Origin of the sequence: Haliscomenobacter sp. (assembly GCF_965225875.1) — a bacterium.
Taxonomy (GTDB): Bacteria; Bacteroidota; Bacteroidia; order Chitinophagales; family Saprospiraceae; genus Haliscomenobacter.
The window spans coordinates 1,302,408-1,325,442 of sequence record NZ_CBDDBS010000002.1 but is presented as its reverse complement, the minus strand read 5'-3'; the positions used below and the strand labels follow the sequence as shown (position 1 = coordinate 1,325,442).

13 protein-coding genes are annotated in these 23,035 nt (G+C 47.5%); 7 read left to right on the top strand and 6 right to left on the bottom strand.

Features of this window, described 5'->3' with window-relative positions; all coding sequences use genetic code 11:
- Window position 1 precedes the first annotated feature (1 nt).
- From ACO08K_RS08110 to ACO08K_RS08095, 4 genes are all read right to left on the bottom strand, one after another.
- A complete protein-coding gene (locus tag ACO08K_RS08110) occupies window positions 2-358 on the bottom strand; it encodes a cupin domain-containing protein (RefSeq protein WP_421795890.1) in 357 nt (118 codons plus the stop codon).
- Entirely contained in the window at window positions 355-1,467 is a 1,113-nt protein-coding gene (locus tag ACO08K_RS08105; protein WP_421795889.1) for a pectinesterase family protein, read from the bottom strand. The genes ACO08K_RS08110 and ACO08K_RS08105 overlap by 4 nt, the downstream gene beginning before the upstream one ends.
- A gap of 66 nt (window positions 1,468-1,533) precedes the next feature.
- Window positions 1,534-3,441: a glycoside hydrolase family 88 protein gene (locus ACO08K_RS08100; protein ID WP_421795888.1), complete on the bottom strand. Its 1,908-nt coding sequence runs from the start codon at window positions 3,439-3,441 to the stop codon at window positions 1,534-1,536.
- A gap of 1,012 nt (window positions 3,442-4,453) precedes the next feature.
- Window positions 4,454-5,962 (bottom strand): hypothetical protein, encoded by a 1,509-nt coding sequence (locus tag ACO08K_RS08095; RefSeq protein ID WP_421795887.1) that lies wholly within the window; start codon window positions 5,960-5,962, stop codon window positions 4,454-4,456.
- Window positions 5,963-6,572: 610 nt separating this feature from the next.
- On the opposite strand from ACO08K_RS08095, the gene ACO08K_RS08090 reads away from it, so the two are divergent.
- Window positions 6,573-6,878 carry a hypothetical protein gene (locus ACO08K_RS08090; protein WP_421795886.1) on the top strand — a complete coding sequence of 102 codons (306 nt, stop codon included), beginning with the start codon at window positions 6,573-6,575 and terminating at the stop codon, window positions 6,876-6,878.
- 224 nt (window positions 6,879-7,102) lie between these two features.
- Here the strand turns inward: ACO08K_RS08090 and ACO08K_RS08085 are convergent, their stop codons facing one another.
- Window positions 7,103-8,923: an ATP-binding protein gene (locus ACO08K_RS08085; protein ID WP_421795885.1), complete on the bottom strand. Its 1,821-nt coding sequence runs from the start codon at window positions 8,921-8,923 to the stop codon at window positions 7,103-7,105.
- Window positions 8,924-9,418: 495 nt separating this feature from the next.
- Here ACO08K_RS08085 and ACO08K_RS08080 point away from each other — a divergent pair, with 495 nt between their 5' ends.
- The 5 genes from ACO08K_RS08080 to ACO08K_RS08060 all read left to right on the top strand — a co-directional run bounded on the left by ACO08K_RS08080 (window position 9,419) and on the right by ACO08K_RS08060 (window position 14,212).
- Window positions 9,419-10,039, top strand: coding sequence for a hypothetical protein (locus ACO08K_RS08080; protein ID WP_421795884.1), 621 nt, complete (start codon window positions 9,419-9,421; stop codon window positions 10,037-10,039).
- Between the two features lie 8 nt (window positions 10,040-10,047).
- Window positions 10,048-11,859: a T9SS type A sorting domain-containing protein gene (locus ACO08K_RS08075; RefSeq protein WP_421795883.1), complete on the top strand. Its 1,812-nt coding sequence runs from the start codon at window positions 10,048-10,050 to the stop codon at window positions 11,857-11,859.
- A 223-nt stretch (window positions 11,860-12,082) separates the two neighbouring features.
- Window positions 12,083-13,036, top strand: a complete 954-nt coding sequence (locus tag ACO08K_RS08070; RefSeq protein WP_421795882.1) for an L-threonylcarbamoyladenylate synthase — start codon at window positions 12,083-12,085, stop codon at window positions 13,034-13,036.
- 89 nt (window positions 13,037-13,125) lie between these two features.
- Window positions 13,126-13,659: a DUF2911 domain-containing protein gene (locus ACO08K_RS08065; RefSeq protein WP_421795881.1), complete on the top strand. Its 534-nt coding sequence runs from the start codon at window positions 13,126-13,128 to the stop codon at window positions 13,657-13,659.
- Window positions 13,660-13,828: 169 nt separating this feature from the next.
- Window positions 13,829-14,212: a hypothetical protein gene (locus ACO08K_RS08060; protein WP_421795880.1), complete on the top strand. Its 384-nt coding sequence runs from the start codon at window positions 13,829-13,831 to the stop codon at window positions 14,210-14,212.
- On the opposite strand, the gene ACO08K_RS08055 is transcribed toward ACO08K_RS08060, so the two are convergent.
- Window positions 14,209-14,793, bottom strand: coding sequence for a hypothetical protein (locus ACO08K_RS08055; protein WP_421795879.1), 585 nt, complete (start codon window positions 14,791-14,793; stop codon window positions 14,209-14,211). The two genes, ACO08K_RS08060 and ACO08K_RS08055, sit on opposite strands and share 4 nt — an antisense overlap.
- Before the next feature lie 381 nt (window positions 14,794-15,174).
- Here ACO08K_RS08055 and ACO08K_RS08050 point away from each other — a divergent pair, with 381 nt between their 5' ends.
- Window positions 15,175-22,881, top strand: coding sequence for a gliding motility-associated C-terminal domain-containing protein (locus ACO08K_RS08050; protein WP_421795878.1), 7,707 nt, complete (start codon window positions 15,175-15,177; stop codon window positions 22,879-22,881).
- Window positions 22,882-23,035 lie beyond the last annotated feature (154 nt).

The window sequence follows — 23,035 nt, the reverse complement described above, 5'->3', positions numbered from 1 at the left end:
TTCATTTGTCCTGAATAAAATCTTCCCGAATTGGTGAAAAAACATCCACTAAAATGCCTGCTTCCAAACAAAGGGCACCGTGAATTTCATTGGGTGGAATGTAGTAACCGTCACCCTGGCGCAAGATTTTTTTCTCCGCCCCGATGCTGATTTCGAATACCCCTTCCGCAACATAGCTGATTTGAGTATGGTGGTGATGGTGCAAGGCACCAACTCCTCCGGCATCAAATGCTACTTTAACCATCATAATCCGTTCATCAAAAGAAAGGACCTTACGCTTTACTCCAGGTTCCACTTGTTCCCAGGGAATGTTTTCGTCCAGCATGTATTGTAGCCCAAAAGTGGGAAGATGGTTCATTTTAATTGAGTTTTATTTGACTGTAGAGACGCACGGCCGTGCGTCTTTACAAGTGTGCCCGGAGGCGTCCATTTTCCTTCAAAAGTCCAATCTATGGTGATGGCCTTGGCTTTCACGCCTGCCTTTAAATTGTCCTTGTGCCAGGCATAATCCCCACCATTGCGTTTGCAGCGATAGTAGTACACCCGGCGGCCCCAAAGGGGAGTGCCCGGGCCAGATTGCGCCCAGTAAATGTCGGCATCGGCCATTTCCCTGGCGAATCGACAATTGAGCAAATAAAACTGCGATTCACGGTGAAAACGTCCTAGCTTGAAGCCAGGGTCGCCTTGAAAATTGCAGTTTTTGAGCACCGTTTTTGAACTTTCGTGTAAGGATCCATCGTGCCAAATAGCGGCACTAAGGTTATGGCAAATAAACTGACAATTTTCGGCATATGCCCAACCTCGGGGGCAATAAAAATCTACACCACCTTCCATCACACAATCCCGGAAATAATACATACCCTGATCAACATCCCAGGGACTCACCGTATCTCCGCCAAATGCGCGGAATACGCAGCCAATCACCGAGAGCCGGGTACAACCGGGCATGGTGCGTAGTGCAAACTGATGCCCATCTTTGTGCACTACTTTGGGCTTGTTGCCTTCATTGGGGCAATTGATCGTGCTGTCGCCTTTGGCATTGAAGCCGTACGTGTTGATTACACTCAGGTTTTGGAGGGTAATGTCCTGCGCCCTAATGTTAAGTGTGGCTGCCCCCCAGTCGTCGGGGTGTTCGCAGCGCCAGCAGTCGCGTGGAAGAGAAATGCTGATGACTACACCTGTAGCAGATTCGCCGCTGAGGCGAATCTTGTTTTTGTCGATGAAAATTTTTTCTGGGTACTGGCCATTTTTGACAAAAATTTCACGCCAGTTAGTTGATTCGGAGGGTAAACTATTGACAGCAGCCTGGATAGAACGGAAATCCCCCGATCCATCAGTAGCAACCACTAGCCGGGTTTGCGCTTGCAAGGTAAGGCTGCTGACCCAGTAGAGTAGAAAAAAAAGGCAAAAGCTGGACGCTATACCTGCATCCAGCCGGGCCTTGTGGTGTGATGGATTGGTTTTCACCAGTGCTTGTTTTTGTTTGTTTACAGGAAAAATCCTGATTCAGTGCCATTAATTATGATCAGGCACTCATTGGGATTGCTCCAGTAGCCACTTCGCCAATAAGCGAGCAGCTTGAAAATTTTCGTATTGCGCCGGGAGCCGTTTCCCGTTGACATATTCGTTGTAAATCCAGGGATCACCTACCACAAAGACCGTGCCTTTACCGTATTTCACCGTAGCCATGATGACATCTCCACCTTCACTAATGCTGGCTTTGGCCGTACCACTGAGCTGAAGGGTCACCAATTCTTTGATAAAAAGGGTGGACAAACCTTTAAAGATTGGATGCCCGGCGGGGACGGCTACTTTCCCTTGCTCATAGACATCATTTTTGACCATGTTGCGGTTTTTGCTCGTAAGGCCAATCCCAAAAGTTTGAGTCAACTGGCCGAAGTGTTTTTGCTCACAGTTGCTGGTGTCATTGCCCATCAGCATCAGTACCCCACCTTTTTTTACCCAATCTTTGATGACTTTGATGTGCTCGGGGCCAATAAAATTGGGGGTAGCGGTTTCTTTTTTGGTGTCGGGGTCAACGATGATGTAGACCTTGGCATCCTTGAGGTTGGCAGCAGTGGGCGCCGTTTGCAAGGGTAGGGTAGTGGCACCGTATTCGCGAAACAGGTTGCCCCACATCGAAAAGCCGGAGTCCATGCGGTCTTCCCATGTGTAGTGAAACCGCTCCGTTTGGCCATTTAGCCCCTTACGGTATTCGTTGTTGAAGTAATAGTCGAGTACCACATTTTTGCCTTTGGCCAGGGTATTGGTGGCAGCGATTTCGATTTCCAGGGCGGCTTTGATGAAGGGGCCGATGCCTTTGAGGTCGTCTTTGCGCAGGGGCTCGCTCAGGTAATACTCGTAACTGCCATCGCGGTAGGGAGTGCCTCCGAGGCCACCTACACTCACCGTTTTTTCCAAATGGATTTTGCCATTGGGCTCGGTGCTGATGAAATTACTGAGGATACCCTGGAAGCCTTTTTGGGCCGCTGGCAAAAAACTGGCGTTGAGGTAGCCCATCCGTACCCCTTTGGCTAAAGTGTAAGTGAACATGCAAGAGGCCGAGGCTTCGAGGTAATTGCCTTTATCATTGGCTCGGTCCAGAATTTGCCACCAACAGCCTGAAGGGTCCTGGTATTTGACCAATACAGGTGCCAATCGTTGCAGATACGTGATGAACTTGTCGCGTTCAGGGTGATCCACGGGGAAATTGTCGAGTACATCCACCAGAGCCATTGCGTACCAACCCAGGGCGCGACCCCAGAAATTGGGAGAATTGCCCGTGGCTTTATTGGCCCAGGGCTGCTCCCGACTTTCGTCGTAACCGTGGTACAACAAACCCGTTTTGGGGTCGATCATGTGTTTTTCAACCAGGGCAAATTGTAGCGCAATGTCATTAAAATTGGCGGGTTCGTTGAACTGGACACTAAATTCAGTGTAAAAAGGATGACCCATGTACAGGCCATCCAACCACATCTGGTTGGGGTACCGTTTTTTGTGCCAAAAGCCATTTTCTTTATTGCGGGGGTGGCTACTGAGCTGGCTGCGCAGCAGGTATGCGGCTTTTTTGTACTTCTCCTTTTTGGTCTCCTGGTACAACAACAACAGCGAACGGCCGGTAGGCATGTTGTCGATGTTGTAATCCCCCAGTTTATAAGTGCGGATGCTGCCATCTTCCTGCACAAAATGGTCGATGTCCTTTTTGATGTAATTGAAATACCGTACATCGCCGGTATGCTGCCAGAGGCGTTTAAAGCCTTCAAGTACAAGGCCTTGCTCGTAATCCCAGCGGGAGAATTTGTTGGCACCTACGAGGATGGAGTCTTTGTGGGTGTCCATAAAAGATTCGGCCATCCGCACCGACCAGGGTTTGTCCTGAGCAGTTCCGATTCCGAAGAAAAATACGGAAAAAAGAAAGAGGAAAAGTTGTTTTGTTTTCATGGCACGCGGTCTGTTCGGGGCGATAAAAGAAAAATGAACACTTATTTTGCTCCACTACTGCTGATAGGCGATTGGTCTTTTCCAAAACGAACGGTGCCAAAATTATGCATTAATGTATGAAACGTTAGAGTGAAAAAAGACCTATATCTGGTGATAAAAAATGCTACGAGCGCTTCCCAGCGCCTTGTCTGGCGCGCCCGCAGCGTTCCTACTACTACTACTACTACTACTCTTGTTGTCAGAACGGGATTGTAGTTTTACAGCAACTGCAATGAAGTTTAAAATAAAATTTTGCATTCACTGTCAATCGCAACACGAATCTATGTCATTGCAAGGAGAGGTTTTTTTTTGTTTGGATTTTTTTTTACGCAATCGTTATCGGGAACGATTGCAGAGGAGGAAAATGAATCACGGGTATTTCAAAATTCGGCGCGCCGCAAAAACCGAGGATTTATATCAAAAACGGCTTCTAATGGCAAAGCTTGGATTACGTAAATTTTTGTAAATTTTCATAAAATGCTTGTAATCAAATACTTATAGTGGTTTTTTCTTGACAGGTACTAGATCATCGCATATCTTTGTCCCATGCTTCGGCAGAAAAGGGTGATCACAAAATCGCCCGCTTCTTGCTGAGCACTTCCCAACAAATGTACAAAAAAAGTAAGCTGTACACTTAGGTCAGGCCCATGTCTGACCCTGGGAATGCTTTGCCTTCGGGTATGTTTTGCCGGACAAGATATCTGCAGTACCACTTTCCGGGTCAGCATACGATTCACATGATTTTTTCATCTCAAAATCGATTATCATGACGATGCTTGATCTGTTTATCCTTTGGATGCAAGGGGTAGGAGCTACGGACCTTATCATCTAGTGCCAGTTCCAACAAAAAAATTACTTATCTGGAGGCCCGGGCTCCAGGTATGTAATCGAAAAACATGGTGTTTTCTGGCATAAAAATCATGATAAGCGGGTTTTAAACCGCTTTGCCATAACAATGCATTTTTGATTGCTTTTAGCAATTTTCTATCTTTTCTTTTAACCATTTTTTGCAGACGATTGGGCTATACTTTTCCAATTTTCGCTGCAATTTGTTGCGCTTTTCAGCTAAGTTGGTATTTGGGTCAAGTTTTGCGCTGACGAGGGCCTGCACCATTTTGACAAAATTACCGTACGACTCACGATGCTGAGGACTAAAGCGATCCTCACTTCTGCTCAATGCCTTGGCGAAACTCTCGCAAAAAGAATCGAGGAGAATGTATTCTTCCATCTCAAAATAACTTTGCACCGTACTGGTGCGTGCAACAAGTTCCATAAAGTGATTGGAAAAGCGTTTGACGGTGGAGAATTGTGCAGCGGATTCCTTGTATTTTTTGGAAAAAAACTGAATCCGACTTTTTGAAGCCATGATGGCTTCTTCTTTTAAACTAGGGGCAAGATGTGGCCCCCACCTTTCCAATAATGCTTCAGCTTCAGCCAACTGTTGCGCTTCACAAGTTATGTTGAGAACACTGAGCAGCAATTCGGGAGTGATTTTTTCGTCCTGGAGCAGTAAACCAGTTTCCAGCCCATAGTGATGTAACAAACTGGCTTCGGCATAAAATTGTTCCTGCCCCTTGCGGATAGCGACTGATGCATAATTGATTAAGGGGGTCAATAAGTTGCCTTGCTCATCTCTGCTCAACTGTTTGCCCAACCTTAGCAGTTTAGCCTTGAAATCATAAAATTTTTGATCATCCGGATTGGCGAGCAAATCATAGGCATGGCAATAAAGGTAGAGAAAGGTCTCTTTTTCCGTAAGTTTTGTTTTAAGTGCTGCAAGTTCTTCGTTTGAGAAGGTCAAAAGCGGCTCTTTGCCATTGATCAATTTTAAGGTGGCCATTTCCAGGGCAATCCGTAGCCTGGCCGCTAAGTTGGCCTGTTCCAATTGCTCCAAACTCAGGTCCAAGTTGGTTTCGCCAGAAGCAGCTTTAATGGTATCACGAGAATAATAGCGCAGATGGTACATCCGGTATAAGTTCCAATGGTACCAGACATTGATGCTTCCTCGATCTGAGTCTTTTTTTTTCTCCTGGTCCAATTTATTGCCTTCCAACTCTTCTTCATCAGTTTCCTCTTTAATGGTAAGTTTTTCAGGCGCATTTAAATAGCTGTCAATTTTCCGATCCAATAAATCCGGGAGCCCCAGCCGACTGTATTCAAATGCCAATAAGAACTCATATTCTTCCCAGTTCTTTTTCAGGGCTTGTTCTACCAAAAAATCGTCAATGATCTTGGTCAAGTTATTTCCAATGTTGCTCAATCTTTTGGCCGGGTTAGCCCAGTTGCTGTCTTTAAAGATTGAGAGGATTTTGTCCTGATCCAAATCTTTTGCCTTGAACTCGGGATGACAGTTGTATAGGTAATTGAATAAACTATTCTCCTGTTTTTTTTGTGCCTCTCTTTGTTTGATAAAAGCTTTTAAGGCCTTTAATTCAGCCTTGTCCATTTTTTGTAAAATCTGCACACAAGCGTTATTAAACATAGCCCAAAGTTTTGAAAAAGTGAGTCAGGGTTCCTGGGATTCCAAAAATAGTGAAATGATAGAGTATAGCTCATTTATGGGTTAATGAAAAACAAAGAAATGGCGGAGATTTTGCAGCAATTAATTTTTGTGAGAAAAATAGGATGGGAGCATTTTGAAAAGTGAGCGGGAAAGCTGAAAGAAAAGGGTTGCTTAAATTTTGTGCATAAATAATAGATTTTCAAATATTTATAGTTTGTTTTTTGAATTTCAATGAAAGGAAATTTCACAAATTTGAGCAGGATATTGAAGAATTCTGTCCAAGATTTTGGGGGAGTAGTTGCTTTATATTTGTTTCAGCGATGAAGCGCAAGCGAATTGCTGAAACATAAAACTAAACCCCAATTCAAGCTCATTGAAAGTTTTGTCATTTTGAAATTTGGTGGAGAGCTGAGTTCCAAATCTTATGAGAAACTACCAATTATTTCTCTAGGATAAGCAAGCTAGAGTTTAAAATCCATATTATTCCCGGAACCCCTGACTAAATTAGGTATAACAATTATAGCAGCTCTTCCACTTTTTTGCTTGTGCTAAACCAATAAACGTTCATACACAAATAGAATACTAAATTATGGGAAATGAATTAAACCGCAAACAAATCCTCGATTTATTTGAAGATCAACTTTTTATAAGTTATGAGGACTACTGTAACAAACACGAATTACCACCTGATTACAAAGGTTTGATCACCTACATCATCGATCAGGAGTTAATTCACCCGAGTGTGATTCAAAAATATACGGTGTTGAAAGAATTCAATGCTCGATGTCTAGGGGACCGTGGTCAAAAAACACAAACAGTGGAAGCTTTGGCAGATCGGTTCAACCTCAGTTCAAGAACGATCTGGAGCATTTTAAAAAGTCATGTTAAAAAATGAAGTGGGCTGACGGGAGACCTAGTTAAAATGGACAATAAATTAAGGGGTGCCTTTGGGCTTTTTTACCACGTTGCCATTTCTATTTGTGGTTTAAGAGCTCGGGGTGCCCTGATTTGAAAAGGATAATTGAATTATAAGGTTTCCTGTGGTCTTTTTTGAACGCCCCCAATGGAACACTGTAAAAAGCTAAACCCCAGTTATGTAACACTTATTTTGCCTCACTACTAAGTTGTCAAGGGTACATTCAACGTGATCCTCGTCCCTTCCCCAATTTCCGAATGAATAAACATTCTACCTTCAATGAATTGCATCCGTTCCCGCATGAAGGACAATCCCATCCCGCTGCCATCCTGTTTATCCGATACCTCTTCTGGATCAAATCCCACCCCGTCATCATCGATCACAATGCTCAGCATTTTTTCAGAATGGGAAATGCGGATCAAAATAAAATTGGACTGTGCGTATTTAATCGCATTGTTGACTGCTTCCTGGGTAATGCGGTAGAGGTTGGTTTCCACTACGGTGTCCAATCGTTCATTAAAATTGCTGCTGTTTTCAAAAAGAATATTGCGGTTGGTGAGTTTGCTCAGTTCGGCGGCCATACGTGCCAGGCCAGTGGCGATGCCGTAGTCGCTTAGCTCGGGTGGAGTGAGGTTGAAGGTGACCATCCGTACTCCCTGGATGAGTTTGGCGGTGAGCCCCTGGAGTTTTTCGAGCTTGGCCTGGACTTTGTCGGGCTGCTGGGGGTCTAGTGAGTCGAGGTTGAATTTGAGGGCCGTGAGCATTTGGCCGATTCCGTCGTGTATATCGCGGGCGATGCGTTTGCGTTCTTCCTCCTGCGCCTCTACAATTTGCGCTGAGCGCAATACTTGCTGCCGCATTTGTTCATCAAAACGCTCCTGGTTGAGGCGTTCAATTTCCAATTGGGCTTCCTTGCGGTAGGTGATGTCGGCACACAAAATGAGCAAATCCTGCGCCAAGCCACCGCCACTGACGGGGATTACCGACATTTCCAGCCACAATTTCCGCCCATCCGGGGTGCTGATCTGGATTTCATTGGTGCTGATGCGCGACCTTGCTTTTTGCATGGTCTCTTCGATGCTGCGTTGGCCAGGTTCATCCGCGCAGATGATTTCGGCCAGTCGCCCCCGCAGTGGTTTGTTGTCGTAGCCTAGTAGTTCGCGGAACTTTTCACTCAGGTAACGCAGCTGCCCATTGGTGGTACAATTGGCGAACAAAGCCGCCTGATCCACCGCAAAGGTGAGCGCTTTTAACTCCTGTAAAGAACTTTCTTTAGCACGGTAAAGCTGCTCCATTTCTTTGGCCATTCGTTTGGCTTCTTGCTCCGAATGCATGAGGCGTTGAAGGGTGTTGCGCACATGAATGGCGGCGGGGCGAAAAATGAACCAAAATTCAATCAGCAAAATAGTCAGTGCGATGACGAGCAAAACCCATTCGATGCGCTTGATTTCGTTGACCTTGGCTTTGGATTCGGCGTCGTATTGAAAAACGATTTGGTCCATCTCGGCCACAAAACGTTTTTCGTTGCGCATGATTTGGGTCAACAATTGTGAATCGGGCTGAACGACTCCATTCGCCGAGGCGTTGGCAATTTGTAAGGCGGCGCGATAAATGGCTTCGAAATGGGGATTTACCCGCTGAAACATGTCCCTGATGGCCGGGCTATTTTGACCCGGCAAGCCCAACTTGCTGCTGCCTCCTTGCAGGCCCAAATGTGCTTGCTGCCATACCCAGAGGTCTTTTCTTAACTGTTGGCGCAAACTTCGGAGGGAATCGGGAGTAGCATTGGTATTGAGCAACAACACCTGTTTGGTAATGCGCTGGCTGAGCATACGTTGCCGCCCCGCTACATTCACCACCCGCGAGTCATCGGTTTGTTTGCGCAAATGATCCTGAATCAACAACTGCCCACTGACAATGGCCAGGGCAATGGCCCCCAGGGCCAACACGTACAAACGACGCAGGCGCGAAAAGGTGGCCGAATCGAGTTGTTCGGCGTTGGGCTGGGCGAAGAGCGGTGACATGGGGTAAAGGTACGGAAAAGTTGAGGAGTTGGGGTTTTCTCCAGCTTATGCAAAAATAAGTCAAAAAAAGTTTGTTGAAAATTTGGGAAATTCTGTGTGTGTGCCTTTATATTTGTGCCATTAGAATTACAACAGCGTATTGAAAAAAGTAAGTGCCTTATTCTAATTTAATTGCAAGAACACTGGCTTGTTTTCTCCACAGAAAAACAATCCCTCATAGCTACCAAAAATAGAGTATGCTTTACAATCAATGACTTAGGTACAGTGTGTCTGCCCTGATGTGCCACTGCTTAAGCTTAAGTGCTATTGTCTTAATTGACCTACACCATGATGAGTGGTGCCGAAATTGCAAGATTATTGCTGGAATGCCAAATCGGAAAAGCACATATTTTATAGAGCTTAAATTCGAAATCGAGGCAAGTGATAATGCATTAAAAACGCAGAAAAGGAACTTAGTAAAAGTTTTTGATGTTTTGAAATAAAAAATTTAATAAAATGAAATATCGATTTTTTATAAGCTTATTTGTTTTAATGTTGACTCAGATGAGTTGTGAAAGTGACAGCCCCGACTTCGAGCTCGGCCGCTACACCTATGCCGGGATCGACAACAAAACCTTCCGTTTTTTCCGGGTAGAAAACGGCGGAGTTTTCCGGGAGGTCAATGCCAAGCGTACCGGTATTGGGTTTTTGCAAACCATCCCTTTTTGTGATGAAGACTTTTTGGGCAAAACTTTTTACGATTGTGGTTTTTTCCCCAATCTGGCCAAACCTTACTTCGAGTTTCGGCAAAACGAAGTGGAGTTGGCTCTTTTTTATGCACCTGATGAAGACCTGCTCACCCAAACGATTCCCTATACTCTGGAAGGTGATAGTTTAGTGATTGGGGAACTACCCGATGTGCTCAAAATAGCTCGCCCTACGGGCAATAAAAACCGGGAAATTTTGTGGCCTTGGCGGATTTATCAAACGACCAAATTTGGGGTATCTTCGGTAGACCTAGTCTTGGAGGCCCTTAGCGAAAAAGAGCATTTACAAGCCATCCAAAAATCGGAACAATTGAGTATAGGGGATACGATAGCGCTGTGCTTGCTAAAAGAAAAATTCGTGAAACAATAAAAACAACCATGAATAAACCTCTAATTGGCAGTTTAGTGCTGCTGCTGGCCTTAAACTGGATACAAGCCCAATCCCCCAACTACCATTGGGCTACAAAATGGGATGCTGATCGTAACGATGATTTTGGGTTTGACAGTGACGACCAATTTGTAGTAGATGCCCAGGGCAGCAGCTACATCTTGCAGCGCATTGTGGATCAAATCCAATACGCTGACACCTCCCTATTTGCTGAACCCGAAGCAGGAGCTTACGCTCTAGCCAAGTATGACGCCGCCGGGCAATTCCAGTGGGCCCGTACCCTGGTGGGATTGGACGAAAACGGAGTGGAAAGCAGCTTAGGTTATCTCAACAGCCTCATTATCGACCCCGCTGGAAATATTTTAATCTCCGGAGAATACGATACACCACAGTTTTTTGCTGGAATGGGTGATCCCCTGCAGAACCCTTGCCCCGAGGAGTATTGCAATGCCCTTTTCGTCCTTACTTATAGTCCTGGAGGGCAATTGTTGAAAGTAGAGCAACACTACGCTTTTGGCGCCCCACCCGATGCTGAATATTATGGGGGCGCAGATAGCCCGGTATTGAACATTGATGCCTCCGGGCAGCGGCACCTGGTGTGCAATCTTTATGGGGACACCCTAGTATGGAATGGCCAAAAGCGGTACTATGGCAGCCAAAATTACCAATTGCTCCTGACGCGCAGCCTGAGTACAGGCAAACTGGAGCAAATTGGGGCCATCCACTACGAAAATGGAGGATTTTATCCTCTAAAATTAATCCCCCAAGCGGATGGGTCGGTGTTGTTGTTTGGGGAAGCAGATGAAGAAACAACCTTGAGCGATGCTCATGGATTTAGCTTCACCACTGGCCCACTGATCGAAGGCTCCAGTCTGGAAGACATTTACCTGGTGATCAAATACAATGCCCAAGGACAAGTGTTGTGGATCAGGGAGCTTCACGGCGAATATGCTGAAGCGCAACTGGTGGCCGATCCACAAGGGCATACCTACCTCATGGGTTATTTTGAAACTTTTTTGAGATGGAAACAGCAAACCCTACGCGAAGGAGAGGATGAATATGGCGGCTTTTTGTTCCGACTGGATGAACAAGGGGAAATCGTATGGCAAAAAATCTATGCGAATGCGGCAATTGACGTGACCCTCGCGGCACAAGTGGCGAGTGTTTCGCCGGATGGTGGCTTATTGGCACCTTTGGTTATTCTTGCGCCCGAAGGGGAGCCTTCCACTACTTTTGAAGGGCGAACTGTTCAGTCAGTTTGGGAGGATTATACTTCTGCCATAGGCCATTACAACCTTCACGGCACGCTGGATACTTTGGTACCTTTACCTGCCGCTGGCGAGGGCGTTTTTTTTGTGACCAATTTGAGCTACGATCCCAATGGCCGCATTTATGGTCTTTTTCAAACCGCAGAGGTGGATACCCTGCGGATTGGCGCCTACACGTTTCCCGTTGTCGAATACACCTCTGAAATACTAGCTTGTTTCACCCTTTCCAACCTCCCTCCAGGCTTCACTGCCCCCAAAGCAGCTACCAAGGTGGAAAAAACGACCGAAAACCTCCGCATCATCCGCACTTACCCCAATCCTACCGACAACCAATTGACGGTGGAATGGGTGCCACAAGCTACTGAGGTGGAACTGCTGTGGAGCGATGCCCAAAGCAAAGTGTTACAAAGATTTGAACTTGAGCCTTACGCGCAGCAGCATACTTTTAATGTGGCTCAATGGCCTGCGGGTTGGTATACTTTGGAATGGCGAGGAGGAGGAAAAAGGCAGAGTGTGAGGGTGGTGAAGAAATGACGAATTTTTCGAATGACGAATGACGAATGGGGTGGTAGCACCTAAGATTTTTGGGAAGTGCTAGACTTTGATTCCATTTATTTGAACTTACGAACAAATCTTGAGGGCAAGGCCCCAAATTCGTCATTCGTCATTCGGGCTATTCCTCATTCGAAAAATTCCTCATTCGAAAAATCTCCCCCAAAAACCTTTTCTTTGCAGCTCAAACCAAGTCCACCATCCAATGATCGGCCAAAACATTGCCCAGGCTGCTGCTTTATTGAAACAAGGAGAGGTGATCGCCATTCCGACCGAAACTGTTTATGGCCTGGCTGGTAATGCCTTGGATGAAAAAGCTGTGGCGAGAATTTTTGCCATCAAACAACGCCCATCATTTGATCCACTGATTGTACATGTGCCCGATTTGCGGCAACTGGAAAACTGGGTAAAGGAGATTCCCCCCTTGGCCCGCAAACTGGCCGAGCAGTTTATGCCCGGAGCTTTGACTTTATTGTTGGAAAAAAAGGACCAGATTTCCGATTTGGTCACCGCTGGTTCGCCGCTGGTAGCTATGCGGATACCCGCACACCCTTTGGCACAGCAACTCCTACAAAGTTTACCTTTCCCCTTGGCAGCCCCTAGCGCAAATCCCTTTGGCTACATCAGCCCCACCCGCGCTGAACATGTGGCGCATCAACTGGGTGATCAAATCCCTTACATTTTGGACGGCGGTCCTTGTAGCATTGGACTGGAAAGTACCATTGTTGGTTTTCCAGAGGGTCATGCTACCGTTTTCCGCAAAGGAGGTATCTCCGTAGAAGCGATCGAGGCACTGATCGGACCGGTACAGGTAAAAGCCCATTCTAGTTCCAATCCCCAGGCGCCAGGTATGCTCAAAAGCCACTATGCACCACGGGTGCCCCTGGTGCTAGGCAACTTATCCGAATTGATACCTGTCTATCAGGGAAAGGCGGTTGGAGTGCTCAGTTTTCGAGAAAGATTTCCTGAGATACCCTCCGAACGGCAGTTTGCATTATCTTCGTCAGGTGATTTTACCGAGGCAGCAAGGAATCTTTTTTCGGCCATGCGGTATTTGGATCGTTTGCCTATTGATTTCATTCTGACGGAATTATTGCCGGAAGAACACCTGGGGCGCGCCATTAACGACCGACTAAGACGAGCTGCTGCCGTGGAATAATCAACCAAGTATCGGCATGTTCTGTTACTAAAGTCTAATTTCAGGAGTCTAATATCTATTCACAGGACTGTTTAAAAAAACAAATCAGTATGCGTTTCAACCAAATCACAATGGCCCTAACTATGGTGTTGGCCATTTTTGCATCCACCGCGCTACAGGCTCAAGACCAAAAAGCCCAACGGCCTAGCCCTCCTAAAACTGTCAATCGGATGCTGGATTCGCTCAGTATCAACATTGTGTACAATGCACCTTCGGTGAAGGGACGTACCATCTGGGGCGCACTGGTACCTTATGGAAAAGTTTGGCGTACTGGCGCCAATGAGGCTACCACTTTTGAGGTGAATAAACCAGTTTTGATTGAAGGCCAAAAATTGGCAGCAGGCAAATATTCTTTGTTTACCATCCCAGGTGAAAAGGAATGGGTAGTTGTTTTTAACAAAGAAGCTGAACAATGGGGTGCCTATAGCTATAAAAAAGATACAGACGCTTTGCGGGTTACGGTAAAACCCGGCAAAACCAAACTTCTGGTAGAACAATTGGCTATTGATGTATCGGAAAAAGGAGAGGTCAGTATTGCCTGGGAAAATGTCCAAATTGCTTTTGCGGTAAAAGAAGCCAAGTAATTTCGGGTTTGGGATTTCGGCCCGGCTCCAGCGCTTCGGCTTACTTCGACTTCGCTCAGTAACCGACGCTCAGCGACAGGAGCCAGGACCGAAATCCGACATCCCAAATCCGACATCCAAAATCGTATATTCTTCGTATTTTTGCCCCAGTTTATTTAATACACACTCCATGAAACGATTGATAGCATCTACATTATTTCTCTCTTTGGTTTCTATTGGCATTCACGCTTGTAAAAATGAACCCAAAATAGAGCAAGCCGATTTGTTGGGCCGGTGGGAGCTAAGGGAAGGCTTTCGGAACGAACAGAGATCAGAAGATCTGGCCGGTTTGTTCTTCGAATTTTTTGGCGATGGGAAAATGATCACCAACATGTCGGGATCTACCACTGAGGCACAATATGAGTTGAAAAAACAAATGTTGTTGCAGCGCGGTGGCGAGATGGATGCTGATTATCAAATTGAAATCTTAAATGATACCAGTCTGACCCTTGTCGCCACCTTGCGCGAGATTAATTTCCGTTTTGTTTTGGGCAAAAGCATCCAGGTCAACTAGAAGTGCCAATTGAGCCCAAAACGTAAGGATAGTGGCGATTTTGATGAGAGTGGACTCGGGTTAACATTGTACAGCAACAGGATCTCGCTCCGCATTGCTCCTCCTCCCCCTTGCAACAAGCCTAAACCAAGGTGCAAATTGTTGGCGTTATACCGTTGGACCTCAAATCCGTTAGAGGTATAATAAGGTACAGCCTCATTGGCGTATTCGTATTCCGCGTGCACAAAAAAGCGATCCACAAACTTGTATCGGCTGAATAGTCCAGCTGACCAGGAAAGTGGTTGCACCCGCTCAACCTGCCCATTTATCAAACGTTGGCTGTAGTAACTGTATAAAAAACCTACCCGTGGCCCCACCGAAAAATCTGGTGTTAATTTATAGCCTAACATTGGACTGATGCCAAACTGAATCAGGGTAGAAGAACCAAACCCCAAACCCAAGGGTACGTTTCCTCCGTACCAGATGCGGCTATTGCTGCTGCTGACTTTCTTTTCTTTGTCGGTACTTCTGGTCAGGCTTTGGGCTTGTATGTCCAGGCTCATGAACCCCAAACAACAAAGGACAATAATGATGTTACGCATGGCTGAAAACATTGGTGATGGTTTGATTTTTACGATAATGCTCCGCAAAGATACATGCTCTGCCATCACTTGATAGAGATATTAAAAAATTTGGCAGCGCCCTTACTGAATTATGCTAACTTTGAGTCCTTAAATACCGCAACACTGTAAAGCTTCGTTCAATGTGTTGATGTTGTTTCCCTCTATTGGCAACGAAAGAATTTTCTTCCAAGTAGTGGGGCAAAAATAAATGTTCATTTTTTTTTTAAGCCATAGGATTAGATAAGGCACTTAAATTGAAGCGTTTACTTATCTAATCCTATGGCAAAATGAACATTTATTTTTTTTCGCCCCCGAGACCCTTTACGCTACCTTATTTCCGTGGACTAACTGTGTGCTACAATGAAGCATTGCCTTACTCTATTTATGATTCTGCTTAACGGCTGGCTGTGGGGTCAAAACTGCCCGATTGAAGCGCCTTTTCGTATTCCTGCCAACGATTCGATGGAATATTTCTTTGAAGTTTTTGATGTTATCAATAACAATTTAGCGGCAGCGGGCCAAGGTGTTTGTGGGGTGAAAATGCGCTTCAGCCACAATTCGATTACCGATTTTGAAGTGTGGCTTACCTCGCCTGCGGGTACCACTGTACAACTGATTGGCCCCAATGCCACGGTATCGCCAGCCACCTTGGGCGGGACTTGGGATGTAACATTCGTGCGCTGTTTGGCTACCCCTATGCCCCAAGTACCCTTTCAATCAAGATGGAATAACAGTAGTAATCCCTTTAATGCCAGCGGCATTACGGGGTCGTATTGGCCCTATCAGGGCTGTTTGGAAGAATTCAATACCGGACCAGTGAATGGCACCTGGACATTGAAACTTAAAACTCTGACGAGTACACAGATACCAAGTAGGCTTTTTGCCTTGGACATTCAATTTTGTGACAAAAGGGGGCAACGCTGTTGCTTCGCAGATGCAGGTGTTTTGAACAACCTCAACCCCGTCTCCGCCTGCCAATACGATAACGACCTGAACCTGGCCCTCGCCCCAACTTACAGCGGGGTGAAACCTGACTCTAGCAAATTCGGCTACACCTTTGCAATCGGGCGAGATATGATCCTGCAACGCTACGACTCAATTCCAGATTTGCGCCGATTAACCCCAGGAAATTACCAGGTTTGTGGGATTTCTTATGCACGCAAAGACTCTAGTTTATTCCCTGCACCTGATAATGTCCTGCGTTTGGACACCTTGCGCAATCGATTATTAGGGAATGCTGCGCCATTTTGTGGGGAAATGACCAGCAATTGTGTCAACGTAACCATTGCCCCACGCAATGATTCGTTAGTATTGCCCCTCAAGGTTATTTGTGAAGGAGATTCGGTGGTCGTCAATGGCCAAAGTTTTAAAACAACTGGCCGATATTATATCAACTTTAACCAGCCGGGCCGTTGTGATAGTTTAGTGATCGTTCCCGTGCAAGTTCAAAAGGTATTGAGGGTAAACCTGGACAGTACCATCTGTGCAGGTGATTCAGTCCGAATAGGAACTTCTTTGTATAAAACGACCGGCAATTATGTAGATACCCTCCAGTCGCGCAGTAGCTGTGACAGCATCGTTGCATTAAATTTACGCGTACTGCCTGCGATTCCAGTTCGGGATACGGCCATTGAAACCTGTTCTGGCCGTTCGGTGGTGGTAGCTGGTCAGCGTTTTAGCACTTCTGGAGTCTATATCATTCCTTTGGTGTCCAGTCAGGGTTGCGATAGTTTGATCCGTTTGACGATAAATTTCATTAGCCCTACGTCAATCATTACAACTCCCGATACCGTTCTTACCTGTACACGCAAACAAATCGTATTGGATGGCACGCGTTCGATTCCTGTAGGACAGGTCATGTACCGCTGGGAAGACAACATGGGTAACCCACTCAGCGATAGCAGCCATTATGTAGTGACTACGGCCAATACGTATTATTTGCAGGTAATTACCAATAGGAGTTTGTGTGTCAAACGTCAAAGAATCATCATTTACGCAGATACACTCAAACCTGCCATCAACATCCGCGGGCTGGACACACTGGACTGTCGTACCCCGCGGATTACTCTTCATGCACCAGATACAAGTAAAGCCAAAGTCAACTTCATTTACCGCTGGACAACTGGTGGCACTGGGCGCATCGAAGGCGCTACTGATCGAGATTCAGCCATAGTTAGCGGCCCTGGTTTTTACAACCTGCAAATTGACAATACCCGCAATGGCTGCTCAAACAACGCCAACACCCAGGTCATCCAAAATACCAACCCACCCATCGCCATCGCCGGGGGAGGGGGGACCATCACCTGTACCAATACCAATATTACTTTGAGTGGAGCTGGGTCGAGCCAGGGGGCTAATTTTCAATACAACTGGAGGGGCTTGAGTGGCCAAGCGGTGACCAGCCCCGGAGCCTTATCGACCCAGGTGCGTCGTGCCGGAGCCTATGAACTAGCAGTAACCAATCGGGTCAACCACTGTGTTAGTTTGGATACCATCACGGTGGCCGCGGATACTACCCCGGTTCGCTTATCGATCGATATTCCGCGTGAACTAAACTGTATCAATCGATCGGTAACCCTCAATTCCCGGGTTACGCCCTCCAATCGTACCCTGCTGTACAATTGGACGACGTTGAATGGTGGAAACATCACTGGTTCAGCTACAAGCCCCAATATTACCGTCAACCGGGCTGGATCTTATGCACTCGAAGTTACCGACCAGGGCAACGGCTGTACCAGTGGCGCGGTTGTTACGGTTAAAGACAGCAGTGCCACTGTGCGGGCAGTCATTGCCGCACCCGCTCCACTTTCCTGCACCCAGCCTGGAGCAGAGTTGGATGGCACAGGATCTTTGGGAGGTAGTACACTGGTTTTTAAATGGAGCACCAGCAATGGTAAAATCGTGGGGGCGGCCAATCGGAATCGGCTCAGCATTTTGGGCCCGGGAACGTATAAACTTGTCGTGCGGGACAGCATCACCCAATGCCAGGATTCCGCAGAGGTAATCGTACGAAATGATAGCGCAGTACCCGTGGCTGATGCAGGTATCGCCGTCGATTTATTGACCTGTCAAAATCCCCGCTTGCGCTTGAATGGCTTAAATTCCTCGGGTGGGGCCGACTTTGAATACAAATGGTCGGGCACTTGTATCATTGGCAGTGAACGGCAGCCACTGGTTACGGTGAGTTGTGCAGGAATTTACAAAATTACTGTACGCAACAAAATCAACGGCTGTACTGCCGAAGATAGTGTTGAGGTATTTAGCAATCAGGTGAAGCCAAAGGCTAAGCCTATCAAGGATCAAGTACTGACCTGTGACAGTCCATCTTTAGTGATTCCGGCAGAATTGGATTCTCTTGGAGCTGCGTCGATTAGGCTTAAATGGACAACCCCTGTTGGGGGTGGAATCGTTTCCGCAGATACCATCTTAAAAATCACCGTAAATAAACCCGGCCAATACATCCTTCACGCCACCAATCGCCAAAATGGTTGTATGTCTGAAGCACCGGCCAATGTCTTTATTGATACCATGACTTTGCGGGCGGATGCAGGTGCAGCCTTTGCCCTGGACTGTAAAACTCCACAAGGAACCTTACGAGCATTAAACGTTACTACCGGCCCCCGGATGAGCTACACCTGGTCGACTCGCAATGGGGTGATTGGCACCCGGGTGGATGACCTTACCGCAACTGCCTTGGAACCGGGCGTCTACTCATTTACAGTTCGAGACACTTTTAATGGTTGTTTTGCCACGGATAGTGTGCTTGTGAACAATGACCGGGTTCCCCCGGTTGCTCAAGCTGGGGCCGATCAGGAATTAACCTGTAGCAGACCCAGTGTAACCCTTAGTGCAGTTGGCTCCGCAACGGGTAGTGGCATCCAATACACCTGGAGAGGCCCTTGCACTATTCCTGATTCTACATCTGCATCTATCAACATCAATTGTGAAGGCCAATATGTGTTGCGGGTTTCGAATTCAACCAACGGCTGTGTCGCTACGGATACCGTGCTGGTCAACCGCAATCCACTGATTCCTAACGCCCGAGTTGAATCTGCTACCACCAACATCAATTGTACTGCGGGGGAAGCTATTTTATCCGCACGGGGTTCTTCTGGCGGGCAAATCCACTGGTTTTTCCAAAACAATGAAATTGGGCGCGACACCCAGTTGTTGGTTCGTGCCCCAGGGACTTATTCATTGGTGATCGAAAATGCAACTTTGCGTTGCTCCGATAGTGCTACGGTGATTGTTAGCAAAGACTGTCGCCCTACCGCCATTATTGCTCCCCCGGCTACACTGACCTGCCGACAGGCGGTGGTCACCCTGGATGGTACGGGCTCGTCCTTCAATGCCTCCATCCGGTATCGCTGGATTGGTCCCAGCGGAAGATGTATCGTCAGTGATTCTACCTTGCGCCGGGTGGACGTCATTTGTCCAGGAACTTATCAATTGATCATTGAAAATGTGGCCGTCAATGAGCGAGATACGGCGACGGTGCTGGTCACTGCGGATCAGGTCTTGCCGGTAGCAGTGGTAGCAAAACCAGACACCATCACCTGTACTGTACCCAATGTTACACTGGATGGCAGGGGTTCTACCCAGGGCGCCAATATCCAGTACACCTGGCTAAACAACCAGGGCCAAGTGGTAAGTCGAACCAGCCAAGCTCAGGTCAGTACATCCGGACTTTATGCTCTGGAGGTATTGAATACCACGAATGGATGTTTTGGACAAACCGAAATCCTGGTACCCAAAGACACCAACTTCCCCCAAATCATTCTTAATTCTGCCTTGTTCCCCTGTAATCGAGATACCTTTAGTTATCGTGGAGCTACGGTGCTGCCACAAGAGCGCAACTATCAATTCCGTTGGACTGGACCAAATATTGTTGGTAAAAATGATACACTCCTGCTCAACATCACCCAGGGGGGCCAATACATCCTGTCGGCTACCGATCTTGGTAGCAATTGCGTCGTCACGGATACCATTACCATTCAGAATCAGGAAAACTGTGCCCCTTGTGTGCGGGCAACGGATACAGACCCACTCTTGACCTGTACCCAAACTGAATTGGCTCTGCCTGCTGCATTTTGCCGTCCCTGTGTAGGTTGCAGGGTGACCTGGACGAGTAGCGATGGCAACTTCGTTTCCCGAGCTGATACCATTGCTCCCCGAGTGAACCGCGCCGGTACTTACAATCTTACGGTAATCGACTCCAACAATCGTAGCGTTAACTTAAGTATTATCGTTCGAGCTGATCAACAGCTGCCCATTTTACCGGCGGGATTTGATGCGAATTTGACCTGTGGCATTCAACAGATTGCTTTGCCCAATCCTGATTCAACCGCCAATAACCCGATCACCTGGACTTGGACAACAACGGATGGTTTGTTGGTACCCGATACCATCCCCGGAGCATTCCTGGCGGCCAGGATGGGTACTTACCGCCTGGCAGGCCGCAACGTCCTGACTAGTTGTGAAAATTTCAGCTTGGTGCGCCTAGGTCTGGACACTTTGGCCCCACGTGCTACTGCGGGTGCTGATGCAGTTTTGGATTGTGCCAATCAACGCCTGACCCTCAATGGCAGCAATTCATCGGTAGGCCCTGGCATCAGCTACCTTTGGACTGCTCTGGACAATGGGCGAATTCTGGCGGGTGAGAATTCTTTAAACCCCATTGTAGATGCTCCAGGCCGTTACCTCATTCGAGTGGAAGATGGCCGAAATCAGTGTGCGGATACGGATACCCTGCGCGTTACCCCCGATGCTTCTTTACCACCCATCACCCCAATCGCTGATCAGCTGCTCAATTGCCGGGATACCGTACTGACCTTGGCAGGAAGTATGCCTGCGGGAGGCAATTACACGGGCAATTGGTGCGCTTTGGGCCCCAATCGAGATACCCTGGATTGTTTTGCGCAAGCGAATTTGCGGGTCACCCAAGCCGGTTTGTACAGCTACGAACTCACGGATACCCGCAACAATTGCCGCAACCGTATTTTTGTAAATGTCAGCCAAAACAATCAAGGGCCCGTCATTGATGCAGGCAATACAGACACCCTGCGTTGCAATGAGTTGAGTTTGCGCCTGAAAGGGGATGTACAAAACCCCAGCAACCGCCTCAGCTATTCCTGGTCGGGCCGCAACAATCCTTCGATACAATCAGATACTACCCTCACGCCAACGATCATCAGTGGCGGCTGGTATCGCTTGCAAGTGCTAAACCGCGACAATTTCTGCTCCAGTTTGGACAGTGTTTTCATTGCCAGTGACCTGGGCCGGCCTCAGGTGTCGGCAGGGCAGGATACTTTTTTGAACTGTGTACCCCTGCAAATCAACTTGCAAGGGCGCTTTAGTTCCAGTAGTGCCGGAACGCTGGAAGCCCGTTGGACCGCCAATGGTGGTCGCATCATCAGTGGGCAAAACACCGCCAACGCCCAGGTCGACCAGCCCGGCATATACCGGCTTACGGTGCGCAATACTGCCAACAGTTGTGTGGCCGCCGATGAGGTGCAGGTGAGCAACCAGGCCTTAAAACCGAATGCCCAAATCAACGGGCCTACCTTGATTTCCTGTAATGTAGCACAAGTCATTTTATCGGGTGCTGCTTCGACCAATCCATTCAACCGAGTCCTGCGTTACTTTTGGACACCAGTAGGGACAGGCCGTATCATTGGCAGCCCTGCCGATGACAGCATGCGCACTGCCCAGGCTGGTCTGTATCGCCTGATCGTCACAGATGGTTTGAGCGGCTGCCAGGATTCTACTGACTTTGCGCTGGAAGCTGATACCAATCGGCCTCGTATTGATATTGCCCCGCCTGCGACGCTGAGCTGCTCGCGGAGCCAGGTGCGGATCGACGCTAGTGGCAGTGCTACTGGAGTGATTTACCGTTATTCCTGGCGCGGGCCAAATGGACAGGCCTTGGCTGATTCCAGTAAAACCCCACAGGTCAACCTGCCAGGTGTTTATCGACTGACGATTCGCAATACCCAAAGTGGTTGCATCGCGGTGGATTCTGCCGCGGTGACCGAAGATTATGTAGCGCCTCGCATCCGCATGCGGGCACTAGACGTTTTGGATTGTGTTACTTCGGTGATCGAGCTGGAAGCAGGGACTTCGCAAGGGCGCAATTTGAGTTTCCGCTGGTCGGCTCCACAAGCAGGTATCGTCAGCAATCCCAATACCGCCCTGATTCGGGTCAATGCTCCGGGTATATACCGTCTGGTGTTGACCGATGGATTGAATGGCTGTAGCAGCCGGGATAGTTTGGTGGTACAGGAAGCTGCCAGTGCGATCGATTCTGTTGCATTCAATGTCCGTCAACCAGGTTGTGGCAGCAATCAGGCTGGGCAAATTGTGGTGACAAACATCACAGGTGGCACGGCCCCTTATCTGGTTTTGTTGAACAATTCCCTTCCCGAAGCCAACAATACTTTCCGCAACCTACGCCCTGGTACTTATAACCTCAATGTAAAAGACGCGGGAGGCTGCCTTTGGACCAGTTCGGTGGTATTGCAAGCACCGAGCGCTCCTTCAGTGGAACTGGGTCCCGATCGGGAAATCAAACTGGGGGATAGTGTGAACATCGTGCCGATCATTAGTACGGATAGCATTTTATCCATTACTTGGTCCACCGGGACTACCCTCAGCAACCCGAATGCCCGGAATCAATTGTTGAAACCAAGCACGAGCACCACCGCTCAAATCACCATCCAGGCGGCCAATGGCTGTACCGCTACGGATTTGCTCAACATTCTGGTGATTCGCAATTTGCCACTGTTTGTCCCCAACGTCTTTTCGCCCAATGGGGATGGGATCAACGACTTATTGAACATTTATTCCGGCTCGCAGGTCAACAAAATCAATTTCTTCCGCATCTATGACCGTTGGGGTAGCCAGGTGTATGGCTTACAAGAGTTCCGCCCGAATGATGTGTTATTGGGTTGGGATGGTAAATTTGCTGGCAAAACCTTGAATAGCGCCGTGTTCACCTGGTACGCGGAGGTGGAAATGGCGGATGGGAAGTTGGAAAAATTGAAGGGGAGTGTGACACTGGTGAGGTAAGTGCTCAGCTGCATATTTATTTGGTTACCATTGCATATTCAGATGGGAAGCAAAACTCCCGAACGCCCCATCGAAAGTTTCAGACTTCCGATGGGTTTTTGCTTGCACTATTTTGCGCTAAAGAACTTTTCAAAAGGCTGAACCTTTTGAAAAG

Coding starts and splice junctions, on each gene's coding strand:
- ACO08K_RS08065 (WP_421795881.1), top strand. CDS start 13,126: ATGCGTTTCAACCAAATCACAATGGCCCTAACTATGGTGTTGGCCATT.
- ACO08K_RS08050 (WP_421795878.1), top strand. CDS start 15,175: ATGAAGCATTGCCTTACTCTATTTATGATTCTGCTTAACGGCTGGCTG.
- ACO08K_RS08095 (WP_421795887.1), bottom strand. CDS start 5,962: ATGTTTAATAACGCTTGTGTGCAGATTTTACAAAAAATGGACAAGGCT.
- ACO08K_RS08110 (WP_421795890.1), bottom strand. CDS start 358: ATGAACCATCTTCCCACTTTTGGGCTACAATACATGCTGGACGAAAAC.
- ACO08K_RS08075 (WP_421795883.1), top strand. CDS start 10,048: ATGAATAAACCTCTAATTGGCAGTTTAGTGCTGCTGCTGGCCTTAAAC.
- ACO08K_RS08080 (WP_421795884.1), top strand. CDS start 9,419: ATGAAATATCGATTTTTTATAAGCTTATTTGTTTTAATGTTGACTCAG.
- ACO08K_RS08055 (WP_421795879.1), bottom strand. CDS start 14,793: ATGCGTAACATCATTATTGTCCTTTGTTGTTTGGGGTTCATGAGCCTG.
- ACO08K_RS08085 (WP_421795885.1), bottom strand. CDS start 8,923: ATGTCACCGCTCTTCGCCCAGCCCAACGCCGAACAACTCGATTCGGCC.
- ACO08K_RS08070 (WP_421795882.1), top strand. CDS start 12,083: ATGATCGGCCAAAACATTGCCCAGGCTGCTGCTTTATTGAAACAAGGA.
- ACO08K_RS08090 (WP_421795886.1), top strand. CDS start 6,573: ATGGGAAATGAATTAAACCGCAAACAAATCCTCGATTTATTTGAAGAT.
- ACO08K_RS08060 (WP_421795880.1), top strand. CDS start 13,829: ATGAAACGATTGATAGCATCTACATTATTTCTCTCTTTGGTTTCTATT.
- ACO08K_RS08100 (WP_421795888.1), bottom strand. CDS start 3,441: ATGAAAACAAAACAACTTTTCCTCTTTCTTTTTTCCGTATTTTTCTTC.